Raw genomic sequence first — 12,073 nt, 5'->3', positions numbered from 1 at the left:
TTTTGGTAAAAAACAGGCGTTTTTTGTCTTTACCACTACATTTCGCCAAACCGGTGTAATAGACGCAGTCTGCAACTGACAGGCGGCACCCGAGGCCGCTACAATTACCGACTTTGTCGCAACGCTTGGAGCTCAACCTTCCGTGCCCGTTCTGCGTCTACCGCATCTCCCTGCCGCGGCAGGTAAACAGCATTGGGGCAACCTGCCCGGTGCCGCCCTGAGCCTGGCGATCGCCGAGGCCGCCAGTGCGGCCAAGCGCTTTACCCTGCTACTGACCGCCGACAGCCAAAGTGCCGAACGGCTGGAACAGGAGCTGAGTTTCTTCGCCCCGGATTTGCCCGTGCTGCATTTCCCCGACTGGGAAACCCTGCCCTACGATCTGTTCTCGCCGCACCAGGACATCATTTCCCAGCGCATCGCCAGCCTGTATCGACTGCCGGAACTGGTGCACGGCGTGCTGGTGGTGCCGATCACCACCGCCCTGCATCGCCTGGCACCGACCAAATTCCTGCTCGGCAGCAGCCTGGTGCTGGACGTCGGCCAGAAGCTCGACGTCGAGCAAATGCGCACCCGCCTCGAAGCCACCGGCTATCGCTACGTCGATACCGTGTACGAGCATGGCGAATTCACGGTCCGCGGATCGCTGATCGACCTGTTCCCGATGGGCAGCAAGCTGCCTTACCGGATTGACTTGTTCGACGACGAAATCGAAACCCTGCGCACCTTCGATCCGGAGAACCAACGCTCCATCGACAAGGTCGATTCGGTCAAGCTGTTGCCGGCCAAGGAATTCCCGCTGCAGAAAGAAGCCGTGACCCGTTTCAAGGCACGCTTTCGCGAGCGCTTCGACGTCGACTTCCGCCGCTGCCCGATCTTTCAGGACTTGAGCAGCGGGATTACTCCCGCCGGCATCGAGTACTACCTGCCATTGTTCTTCGAGGAAACCTCAACGCTGTTCGATTACCTGCCCCAGGACACTCAGGTGTTCTCATTGCCCGGCATCGAACAGGCAGCGGAAAACTTCTGGAACGACGTGCGCAATCGCTATGAAGAGCGGCGTGTCGATCCATCCCGTCCTTTATTGCCACCCGCCGAATTGTTCCTGCCGGTGGAAGACTGCTTCGCACGCCTTAAGAACTGGCCACGGGTCGTCGCCAGTCAACAGGACGTTGAATCCGGTGCCGGCCGCGAGCGCTTCCCTGCCCGGGAACTGCCGAACCTGGCCATCGAAGCCAAGGCCACCCAACCGCTGGCGGCGCTGTCCGGTTTTCTCGACGAGTTTCCCGGGCGCGTGCTGTTTACCGCCGAATCCGCAGGCCGGCGCGAAGTGCTGCTGGAACTGCTGGAACGCTTGAAGCTGCGACCAAAAACCGTCGACAGCTGGCCGGACTTCGTGGCGAGCAAGGAACGCCTGGCAATCACCATCGCGCCACTGGATGAAGGCTTGCTGCTGGACGATCCGGCCCTGGCCCTGATTGCCGAAAGCCCGCTGTTCGGTCAACGCGTGATGCAGCGCCGTCGCCGCGAAAAACGCGCCGATGCCAACAACGACGCGGTGATCAAGAACCTCACCGAACTGCGTGAAGGCGCGCCGGTGGTGCATATCGATCACGGGGTCGGTCGCTACCTCGGCCTCGCCACCCTGGAAATCGACAGCCAGACGGCCGAATTCCTCGCCCTGGAATACGCCGAGGGCGCCAAGCTCTACGTGCCGGTCGCCAACCTGCATCTGATCGCCCGCTATACCGGCAGCGACGATGCCTTGGCCCCGCTGCACCGCCTGGGCTCCGAGACCTGGCAGAAAGCCAAGCGCAAAGCCGCCGAACAAGTACGCGACGTCGCAGCCGAATTACTCGACATCTATGCACGCCGCGCCGCCCGCGAAGGTTATGCCTTCGCCGACCCGAAAGCCGATTACGCGACCTTCAGCGCCGGGTTCCCGTTTGAAGAAACCCCGGACCAGCAGACCACCATCGAAGCCGTGCGCGAAGACATGCTCGCGCCAAAACCGATGGACCGCCTGGTGTGTGGCGACGTTGGTTTCGGCAAGACCGAAGTGGCGATGCGCGCCGCCTTCATCGCCGTGCACGGCGGCAAGCAAGTCGCGATTCTGGTGCCGACCACCCTGCTCGCCCAGCAGCACTACAACAGCTTCCGCGACCGCTTCGCCGATTGGCCGGTGACCGTGGAAGTGATGAGCCGCTTCAAGTCTGCCAAGGAAGTGAATGCGGCGGTGGCGGACCTGGCCGAAGGCAAGATCGACATCGTCATCGGCACGCACAAGTTGCTGCAGGACGACGTCAAAATCAAAAACCTCGGGCTGGTGATCATCGACGAAGAACACCGTTTCGGTGTGCGCCAGAAAGAACAGCTCAAGGCACTGCGCAGCGAAGTCGACATTCTCACCCTGACCGCCACGCCGATTCCGCGCACGCTGAACATGGCGGTGTCGGGCATGCGCGACCTGTCGATCATCGCCACGCCGCCGGCGCGTCGCCTGTCCGTGCGCACTTTCGTCATGGAACAGAACAAGAGCACGGTCAAGGAAGCCCTGCTCCGCGAGCTGCTGCGTGGCGGCCAGGTCTACTACCTGCACAACGACGTGAAGACCATCGAGAAATGCGCCGCCGATCTCGCCGAACTGGTGCCGGAGGCACGGATCGGCATCGGTCACGGGCAGATGCGCGAACGCGAACTCGAACAGGTGATGAGCGACTTCTACCACAAGCGCTTCAACGTGCTGATCGCCTCGACCATCATCGAGACCGGCATCGACGTGCCGAGCGCCAACACCATCATCATCGAGCGCGCCGACAAATTCGGCCTGGCGCAGCTGCACCAGTTGCGCGGCCGGGTTGGACGCAGTCACCACCAGGCTTACGCCTACCTGCTGACACCACCGCGCCAGCAAATCACCCCGGACGCGGAAAAGCGCCTGGAAGCGATCGCCAACACCCAGGACCTCGGCGCGGGCTTCGTACTCGCCACCAACGACCTGGAAATCCGTGGCGCCGGCGAATTGCTCGGCGATGGTCAGAGCGGGCAGATCCAGGCGGTCGGTTTCACGCTGTACATGGAAATGCTCGAACGTGCGGTGAAGTCGATCCGCAAGGGCGAGCAGCCGAACCTCGACCAACCCCTGGGCGGCGGTCCGGAAGTCAACTTGCGGGTGCCGGCACTGATTCCCGAGGACTATCTGCCGGACGTCCACGCACGCCTGATTCTCTACAAGCGCATCGCCTCGGCCACCGATGAGGAAGGCCTGAAGGATCTGCAAGTGGAAATGATCGATCGTTTCGGCCTGTTGCCAGAGCCGACCAAGAACCTGATGCGCATCACCGCCCTGAAGTTGCAGGCCGAATTGCTGGGCATCAGAAAGGTCGACGGTGGTCCGCAAGGTGGTCGCATCGAGTTCGCCGCGCAAACCCCGGTCGACCCGCTGACGCTGATCAAACTGATCCAGAGCCAGCCCAAACGCTACAAATTCGAAGGGGCCACGGTGTTTAAGTTCATGGTCCCGATGGAACGCCCGGAAGAGCGCTTTAATACTGTAGAGGCGCTGTTCGAGCGCCTCATCCCGAAAACTGCTTGAAGGACGCCGCATGCGCCTGTTTCGCTTACTGACCTTGATGATCTCCTTGGTCACTCCCACGGCGTTTGCCGCCGATCTGTATCAGGTTGAAATGATTCTGGTCCGTCAGAACGCTGTGCCACCCATTGTCAGTCGCGCCGCACCGGAAGACTGGGCCGCCGGCGCGCAGCCCATCAGTCCCGACAGCCTGCGCACACCGAGCCTCAATGGCGAAGTGGCAAAACTCAGTGCCAGTACCGACTACACCGTGTTGCTGCACAAGGCATGGCAACAAACGCTCGGCGAAGAAGCCACCAAAGTCGCGATCAGCGAGGGCAAGGAACAATTCGGTCAATTCCCGATCGAAGGCACGCTCAACCTGAAACTGGGACGTTTCACCGACGTCGACGCAGACTTCTGGATCAACCAGATCAACGCCGATGGCCTGGTCACCGCCAGTGAACGCCTGAAACAGGAAAGCCACACCAAGAACGGCCAGCTGAACTTCCTCGACAACGGCCACCTTGGCCTGCTGATCAAAATCACCTCGCTGACCATCCCCGCACCTCGGCCAGCCCCCGAAGAAATTCCGGACTGATTGAGTCCCTATGTCCGCGACCCTGAGCAAACCCCTGGCACCCTCCTGGGTCAGCCGCTTCAAGGAGCAGAGCCTCGAACGCGGCCGCCGCTACGCACTGGAGAATCGCGTCAGGATAGTCGAGGCCGGCGACGCGACCATCATTGCCGCTTGCGAAGGCTCTGGCGGCAACGTTTATCGTCAGACCATTCGCCTGCGTGAGTCAGCCAAAGGCACCTTGCTGATGGTCGATGCCACCTGCTCTTGTCCGGTGCACACCAACTGCAAGCATTGTGCGGCGGTCTTGCTCCAGGTGCAGGAAACACTCGATTACCCCGCCGCCGCCAAGGACGCCGAGCTTCTGGAGAAACTGCAGGCCGTACTGGAAAACCGCAGTCCGAAAGCACCGCCACAAGTCCTGATAGATAACGTGCAGCCTGTGCCTCGCCTGTGGCTGGCGAGCATCGAGTTCAGTGCCTTCGAGCCACGCAATGGCAAGATGCAGCGCTATACCCAGCATCGCGCGGCGCTGTCCTTCAGCTATCTGGACGAGTACGTTTCCGGGCAGAAAAACGCCGATATCCTGATTCGCCAGGAAACACAGACACTTCGGATAAAGCGTCATCCGGACGTGGAACAGTCCTACCGGGAACAGCTGCGGATCCTCGGTTTCAAAGTCGCCACCCGCCAGAGCAAAGCCCTGCCGGAAAGTGCCGGCGAATTGTTCGAGATGGTCAATGACAGCGCCTGGCTGACCTTCACCCTCAATGAATTGCCGAAGCTGCGCACCCAGGGCTGGGAGCTGCAGATCAACGAAGACTTCGGTTTCGACCTGACCGCCGTGGACGACTGGTACGCCACCGTCGAACAGGCACCGGAACGTGACTGGTTTGATCTGGAACTGGGCATCATCGTCAATGGCGAGCGGCTGAGCCTGCTGCCGATCCTGTTGAACCTGATGCGTTCCCACACCGAAATCCTCAACCCGGAACGCCTCGCCCGACGGCGCGACGATGAGTTGATCCTGGTGAACATTCCCAACCGCCCGAACTCCGAACAGGGCCCCTTGCAAGTCGCCCTGCCCTTCGGGCGCTTGAAGCCGGTGCTGGCCACCCTTGGCGAGTTCTACCTGCAAGAGCCTGGTGAAACCACACTACGCCTGAGCAAGACCGACGCCACGCGCCTGAATCCGCTGGAAGACCTGCCACTGCTATGGGAAGGCGGCGAACAGATCCGCACCTTTGCCCAACGCTTGCGAGACATCAAGGACTACACCGCCACGGCACCGGACGGCTTGAATGCGACGCTGCGCCCCTACCAGCTGGAAGGCTTGAGCTGGATGCAGTCATTGCGACAACTGGAAGTCGGCGGGATCCTGGCGGACGACATGGGCCTGGGTAAAACCCTGCAAACCCTGGCGCATGTTCTTACGGAGAAAAACGCCGGACGTCTCGACCGGCCATGCATGGTGGTAATGCCTACCAGCCTGATCCCCAACTGGCTGGACGAAGCGGCACACTTCACACCACAGCTCAAAGTGTTGGCGCTGTATGGCGCCAGCCGCAAAAAGCATTTCGACAACCTCGCCGATTACGACCTGATCCTGACCACCTATGCCTTGCTGCCCAAGGATGTCGAACGCTTGGCGGCTCAGCCATTACACGTACTGGTACTGGACGAAGCGCAGTACATCAAGAATCCGAACAGCAAGGCGGCCCAGGCAGCGCGCGAACTGAATGCTCGTCAGCGCCTGTGCCTGAGCGGCACGCCCCTGGAAAACCACCTGGGTGAACTGTGGTCGCTGTTTCACTTCCTGCTGCCGGGCTGGCTGGGTGACGTCAAAAGCTTCAACAGCGATTACCGCGTACCGATCGAAAAGCGCGCCAGCGAAGTCAGACTTCAGCACCTCAATGGTCGGATCAAACCCTTCCTGTTACGTCGCACCAAGGAACAGGTGGCGACCGAGTTGCCGCCGAAAACCGAGATCATCCACTGGGTCGAGCTCAACGAAGCCCAACGCGACGTTTATGAAACGATGCGCCTGGCCATGGACAAGAAGGTTCGCGACGAGATCACCCGCAAGGGCGTGGCGCGCAGCCAGATCATCATCCTTGAGGCGCTGCTGAAATTGCGGCAAGTGTGCTGCGATTTACGCCTGGTCAACGACGCCACCCTACCGGCGCGTGGCAGCACGTCGGGCAAACTCGACAGCCTGATGGAAATGCTCGAAGAGCTGTTTGAGGAAGGGCGGCGGATTTTGCTGTTCTCGCAATTCACTTCGATGCTGTCGTTGATCGAAGATGAGCTGAACAAACGCGGTGTGGCCTACGCCCTGTTGACCGGACAGACCCGTGATCGACGCACGCCAGTGAAGGACTTCCAGAGCGGCAAACGTCAGATATTTCTGATCAGCTTGAAGGCAGGCGGCGTGGGCCTGAACCTCACGGAAGCAGATACGGTGATTCATTACGATCCGTGGTGGAACCCTGCGACTGAAAATCAGGCGACCGACCGTGCCTATCGCATTGGTCAGGAGAAGCCGGTGTTCGTCTACAAGTTGATCGCGCGCGGCACGGTGGAAGAGAAGATTCAGCATCTGCAAAAAGAAAAATCCGACCTCGCGGCGGGCGTGCTGGATGGACGTCAGGCCGGGGACTGGAAACTGCAGAGCGATGATATCGAGGCGTTGTTCGCGCCGTTGCCGGATAAGCTGGAGAAGCGCTGAGAACGGCGGCGCCTGAGAGATCGCTATCGCGAGCAGGCTCGCTCCCACATGGTTTTCACCGCACCTGTGGGAGCGAGCCTGCTCGCGATAGGGTCAACTCGGTCTTGAGCCTGACTCAGCCCCTGAGCACCCGCGCCAGCGTCGACTTCACCTTGCCCATCCCGTCATGCAACGCCTGCTCGATCTCGGCCATGGTGATCACCGCAGTCGACTTGCCCGCCGCCGGATTCACCACCAGCGCCAGACAGGCGTAATCCAGCTCCAGCTCACGAGCCAGGGCCGCTTCCGGCATTCCGGTCATGCCGACGATGTCGCAACCGTCACGCTCCAGGCGCGCGATCTCGGCAACGGTTTCCAGGCGCGGACCCTGGGTACAGGCATACACGCCATGGCTGCTGTAACCGACGCCCTCAGCCGCCAGTGCCGCGATCAATTGCTGACGCAGCGGTTCGCTGTAGGGATAGCTGAAATCGATGTGCGTGACCTGCTCCAGATCATCGGCAAAGTAAGTGTGCTCGCGACCACTGGTGTAGTCGATCAACTGATGCGGCACGCAAAAATGCCCAGTACCCATCGCCGCATGAATGCCACCCACCGCGTTCACCGCGAGAATCGCCTCGGCCCCGGCCTGTTTCAGCGCCCAGAGGTTGGCGCGGTAGTTCACCTGATGCGGCGGGAAACGGTGCGGGTGACCATGACGGGCAAGGAACAGAACCTCCTTGCCTGCGTACTCGCCGACCTGCACCTCGGCAGAGGGCGCGCCGTAAGGGGTGTCCACCGCCAATGACTGACGAATGCGCAGATCTTCGAGCTGAGTGAGGCCAGTGCCTCCGATAATCGCGTAAACCGTCATAACGAACCGCCCTTAATCGATCAATTGAGCTTCTTTGAGCGCGCCGACGGCAACCAGCCAACGCGGATCCTGACGGTATTCTGTGTTCGCAAACGACTGACCGCGCATTCGTGCGATGCGCGCAGATGGCTTGACCTTCAGGCGTTGCGCGGCGCTCAGGGCCAGCTCGGCGGCAGCGCGATCGTTGCACACCAGGCCCATGTCGCAACCGGCGGTCAAGGCCGCTTCAATGCGACTGGCGGCATCACCCACTACGTGGGCGCCGGCCATGGACAGGTCATCACTGAAGATCACACCGTCGAATTGCAATTCACCACGCAGAATGTCCTGCAACCAGCGCCGGGAGAAACCGGCAGGCTGGGAATCGACTTGAGGGTAGATGACGTGCGCCGGCATGATCGCTGCCAGTTGTTTACTCAGCCTGGCGAACGGCACCAGGTCATTGGCGCGGATCTCGTCGAGGCTGCGCTCGTCATTCGGAATCGCCACGTGGGAATCGGCCTCGGCCCAACCGTGACCGGGAAAATGCTTGCCGGTGGCAGCCATGCCCGCACTGTTCATGCCACGAATGAACGCACCGGCCAGCAGAGCCGCACGCGCCGGGTCGCCTTCGAACGAACGGGTACCGACCACCGCGCTGCGCTGGTAATCGAGGTCAAGTACCGGTGCGAAACTCAGATCCAGGCCAACAGCCAACACCTCAGTTGCCATGATCCAGCCGCACTGCTCGGCCAGGTACTCAGCATTCGGATTATCGGCAATGGCGCGCATCGCCGGCAGTCGGACGAAGCCCTGGCGCAGACGCTGCACACGCCCGCCTTCCTGATCCACCGCCAGCAAGAGATCCGGACGGATGGCACGGATTGCGGCACTCAACTCACGGACCTGACGCGGATGCTCGATGTTGCGAGCGAAAATAATCAGGCCACCCACCTCGGGTTGGCGCAGCAATTGGCGATCTTCGGCCGTCAGCCAGGTACCGGCGACGTCCACCATCAACGAGCCTTGCAGGCCTGCAGTCATAGAGATTCCTTGATAACGAAAAATCCGGCTCGCACGAATTCGCCGCCATGGGCAGTGCCCGGCAGATCGGCGATATCGATAGGGAACGGATTCAGAACGAGAGTCGGCATGGGCGGCTAGCTTAGCGGATGTCAGCTGCCGCGCCCACCCGTGCGGGGTTAAACCTTGGCGGCAACCGCGGTCGACTTGCTGCGCGGACGCAATTGAGCGCTGGCCATGGCCGTGTCGGTGACTCCGGACTCGGCACGCATGCCCGCAGCCAGGAATGGCACCATCAGTCGCATGACTTGCTCAATGGAGGTATTCACCCCGAAGTCGGTCTCGGCAATGGCGCGCAAGGCCTTGATGCCGGACATGCTGAACGCAGCGGCGCCCAGCATGAAGTGCACACGCCAGAACAGTTCGATCGGCGGAATCCGCGGCGCGGCTTCGTTGACCAGCATCATGTAGCGGCGAAACACCTTGCCGTACATGTCTTCCAGATAACGACGCAAATGCCCCTGGCTCTGACTGAAAGCCAGACCCAGCAAACGCATGAAGATAGAAAGATCGTTGCCACTGCGCGGCTGGACCACCAGGGCCTGCTCGACGAGGATTTCCAGCAATTCCTCAAGTGTCGCCTTGTTCTCCGGCTTGGCCTGACGACGCTCCAGCTCTTTGTCGAGACTGATGCAGAACGGCCCGAGAAACCGGGAGAAGACAGCCTGGATCAGTGCTTTTTTCGAACCGAAGTGGTAGTTCACCGCCGCCAGATTGACACCGGCCTTGCTGGTTATCAGACGCAACGAGGTTTCGGCGAAACCTTTTTCCGCGAACAACTGCTCGGCAGCATCAAGAATGCGTTCTACGGTTTCCGACTGGGCCATGACTACTCCGCCTGACAAACACTTGTTTGAAACATACGTTTCAGCCTGAGTATTGTCAAGTCTGGCAGTTCGATTTGGGAATGGTCAGTCAGACATTTAACCATACAACTGCAAAGCTTCAATCAGAAGGCTGATCGACCGTCTGGCGGCAGGCAAAAAAAGGGGCATTGCCAAGACCGTTTCACTGTATATAATCCCAGTCACTGTATAAAAAGACAGAGCGATCATTATGCTAAAGCTGACGCCACGCCAAGCAGAGATTCTGGCCTTCATCAAACGCTGCCTAGAAGACAACGGCTACCCGCCAACCCGCGCGGAAATCGCTCAGGAATTGGGTTTCAAATCCCCCAATGCGGCAGAAGAACACCTCAAGGCGCTGGCCCGCAAGGGTGCCATTGAGATGACGCCCGGAGCCTCTCGCGGGATTCGCATTCCCGGTTTCGAGGCCAAGGCCGACGACTCCAGCCTGCCGATCATTGGCCGCGTTGCCGCTGGCGCGCCAATCCTCGCTCAACAGCACGTCGAGGAATCCTGCAACATCAATCCTTCGTTTTTCCATCCTCGCGCCGACTACCTCCTGCGGGTACATGGCATGAGCATGAAAGACGTCGGTATTTTCGATGGCGACCTGCTGGCCGTGCACACCACCCGTGAAGCCCGCAACGGCCAGATCGTGGTCGCTCGGATCGGCGACGAAGTGACCGTCAAGCGCTTCAAGCGTGACGGCAGCAAAGTCTGGCTGATCGCCGAAAACCCTGACTTCGCCCCTATCGAAGTAAACCTTAAAGATCAGGAACTGGTGATCGAAGGCTTGAGTGTCGGCGTCATTCGCCGCTAAAGGAGGCTTTATGCAGTTCCCACACACATCACAGCAAGCCCAACTGCCGTTGTTCGAGGCGTTCATGGCGCAGCCATTGGCGCCAATTCTGAAGGAAGTGGTCGAGTCGCCATGGAGCGCGGAACCCGAGGTCTTCAGTGAGTTGTCTCTGCGTGGTGCCGCCGGAAACTGCCTGAACCTTCTGGCACCAATCCTCAGGGAATTGAGCCAGGATCAGGATGCGCGCTGGCTGACGCTAATCGCCCCGCCCGCCAGTCTGACCCAGGCTTGGCTACGGGACGCCGGCCTCAATCGCGAACGTATTCTGTTGTTGCAGCCGCGCGGCACTCAGAGCGCTCAGCAACTGACCTGCGAAGCCCTTCGCCTGGGTCGAAGCCACACGGTTGTCAGCTGGCTCAATCCGCTGACCGCGAACTCGCGGCAACAGTTGATCAGCGCAGCCCGGACCGGGGACGCTCAAAGCCTGAATATTCGATTGGGCTGACTGACACATACTGCGCCTTTACCGGCGCAGGGCTTCTCCAGGGACAGAAAAGCTGATCTACAACTGGGTACTGGAATCCGACGGGCGGGATCAATGAAGGACCCGCGCCCCCTCTTCCTTATCGAATTCGCCTTCAACCAGGCGTCCTGCCATCTGCACACCAACGCTCAACATCGCCTTGGCGACTTCCACGTGCTGGCCTTGAAGGAACGCTTTGGCGTCCTCGGAGAAATCCAAAGTCACCAGAGAACCCTCGTCCTCAGCCCTGCGCAGCTCAATCCGGCCGTCTGGTAACTCGACAATTTCTAGAAAGGACGTTGGCATAAAGGTCTGTTCTCCACGAAAGGCGGGGATTATATAGGCATTGGCCACGCTCCGCTCGGGATCTTGACCAGATGTCATTGCAAGAAAATATCTTTTAGCGGTCACCCCTGAGGCGGAAAGCCATTAAGGGCCTCCACCAACCGCTCAATTTTTCAGCACTCGTTCAAGCCATCGCGAAAACGGATCGCCAAACTTTTAAGGTTCTGTCGCCAGCTCTCCAGCTCGTCGCGGCTCAACTCCTCAGGCACCTCTTCTTCATCCAGATTCACGGCCAGAATCAACGGCTGCGTCACGTCGCCCTTGGGTTTGTGCGGTGCGCGGGGTGGCTGGAACAATGCTTTATGAGCCGCCAGCAACTTGGCCAGCCAGGTTTCCGGGTTGTTGGCCAGTTCGATCATCTCGGCCAGCTCAGGAATGGCGATGGTTTCCAGGACTTCGCGAGTCAGCAACGTTTCGGCCCGTGATGCACTGGCCTGAGGCAAGCGATAGAAGCCAGCGATCTCGTGACACAACCCCAACAGCGCACCGTACAGGTGAAATAACGTCGACTCACGACCAGCCTGAATCAGCGCCAGAGAGTTCATTGCCCGCCCCTCTTCAGCTTTGGCGAGCGCCTCCAGGGACAGTCCGGCGAAATAAATCTTTTGATTGGTACGGGTATAGAGCTCGTGGGCCATGGCGGCAGTCTCCACAACGAAATAATTGCATCACGCAGGTCATGCAGGAGCGAGCTCGCGATGGTCGTCAACGATGACGCGGGCCTTCAGAATGCCCGCGCTACTCTCACGCTCATCGCGAACGCGCTCACTCCT

Annotated in this window: 10 protein-coding genes; 5 read left to right on the top strand and 5 right to left on the bottom strand. The window is 60.0% G+C overall.

The annotated features are described in order from the left end of the window. Positions 1 to 142: 142 nt before the first annotated feature. The 3 genes from mfd to ACGJAX_RS15270 are packed head-to-tail and all read left to right on the top strand — an operon-like array spanning position 143 to position 6,873. Complete coding sequence (gene mfd, locus ACGJAX_RS15280) at positions 143 to 3,592, top strand: transcription-repair coupling factor (protein WP_390955264.1); 3,450 nt, start codon at positions 143 to 145, stop codon at positions 3,590 to 3,592. A 10-nt stretch (positions 3,593 to 3,602) separates the two neighbouring features. Continuing rightward, the gene (locus ACGJAX_RS15275) at positions 3,603 to 4,169 is read left to right on the top strand and encodes a CsiV family protein (RefSeq protein ID WP_090318560.1); all 567 of its coding nucleotides are present in this window, start codon (positions 3,603 to 3,605) and stop codon (positions 4,167 to 4,169) included. 10 nt (positions 4,170 to 4,179) lie between these two features. Next, positions 4,180 to 6,873 carry an SNF2-related protein gene (locus ACGJAX_RS15270; RefSeq protein ID WP_390955262.1) on the top strand — a complete coding sequence of 898 codons (2,694 nt, stop codon included), beginning with the start codon at positions 4,180 to 4,182 and terminating at the stop codon, positions 6,871 to 6,873. A gap of 115 nt (positions 6,874 to 6,988) precedes the next feature. On the opposite strand, the gene ACGJAX_RS15265 is transcribed toward ACGJAX_RS15270, so the two are convergent. From ACGJAX_RS15265 to ACGJAX_RS15255, 3 genes are all read right to left on the bottom strand, one after another. Next, entirely contained in the window at positions 6,989 to 7,726 is a 738-nt protein-coding gene (locus tag ACGJAX_RS15265) for an S-methyl-5'-thioinosine phosphorylase (RefSeq protein WP_390955261.1), read from the bottom strand. 12 nt (positions 7,727 to 7,738) lie between these two features. Next, a complete protein-coding gene (gene nagZ, locus ACGJAX_RS15260; protein WP_174552493.1) occupies positions 7,739 to 8,737 on the bottom strand; it encodes a beta-N-acetylhexosaminidase in 999 nt (332 codons plus the stop codon). A gap of 170 nt (positions 8,738 to 8,907) precedes the next feature. After that, positions 8,908 to 9,615, bottom strand: coding sequence for a TetR/AcrR family transcriptional regulator (locus ACGJAX_RS15255; RefSeq protein WP_247254138.1), 708 nt, complete (start codon positions 9,613 to 9,615; stop codon positions 8,908 to 8,910). A gap of 229 nt (positions 9,616 to 9,844) precedes the next feature. Between ACGJAX_RS15255 and lexA the strand changes: the two genes are divergently transcribed. Both lexA and sulA read left to right on the top strand, forming a co-directional pair. Further along, positions 9,845 to 10,453 carry a transcriptional repressor LexA gene (gene lexA, locus ACGJAX_RS15250; protein WP_090318547.1) on the top strand — a complete coding sequence of 203 codons (609 nt, stop codon included), beginning with the start codon at positions 9,845 to 9,847 and terminating at the stop codon, positions 10,451 to 10,453. Positions 10,454 to 10,463: 10 nt separating this feature from the next. Next, complete coding sequence (gene sulA, locus ACGJAX_RS15245; protein WP_090318543.1) at positions 10,464 to 10,937, top strand: SOS-induced cell division inhibitor SulA; 474 nt, start codon at positions 10,464 to 10,466, stop codon at positions 10,935 to 10,937. 90 nt (positions 10,938 to 11,027) lie between these two features. Here sulA and ACGJAX_RS15240 read toward each other — a convergent pair whose 3' ends face one another. Beyond that, positions 11,028 to 11,261 (bottom strand): hypothetical protein, encoded by a 234-nt coding sequence (locus ACGJAX_RS15240; RefSeq protein ID WP_007995277.1) that lies wholly within the window; start codon positions 11,259 to 11,261, stop codon positions 11,028 to 11,030. 152 nt (positions 11,262 to 11,413) lie between these two features. Further along, positions 11,414 to 11,938: a DUF6586 family protein gene (locus tag ACGJAX_RS15235; RefSeq protein WP_247254136.1), complete on the bottom strand. Its 525-nt coding sequence runs from the start codon at positions 11,936 to 11,938 to the stop codon at positions 11,414 to 11,416. Positions 11,939 to 12,073 lie beyond the last annotated feature (135 nt).

This window comes from Pseudomonas moorei, assembly GCF_042846945.1.
Taxonomy (GTDB): domain Bacteria; phylum Pseudomonadota; class Gammaproteobacteria; order Pseudomonadales; family Pseudomonadaceae; genus Aquipseudomonas; species Aquipseudomonas moorei.
Note: the sequence above shows the minus strand (reverse complement) of the source record. Positions and strands in the feature narration are given on the sequence as shown.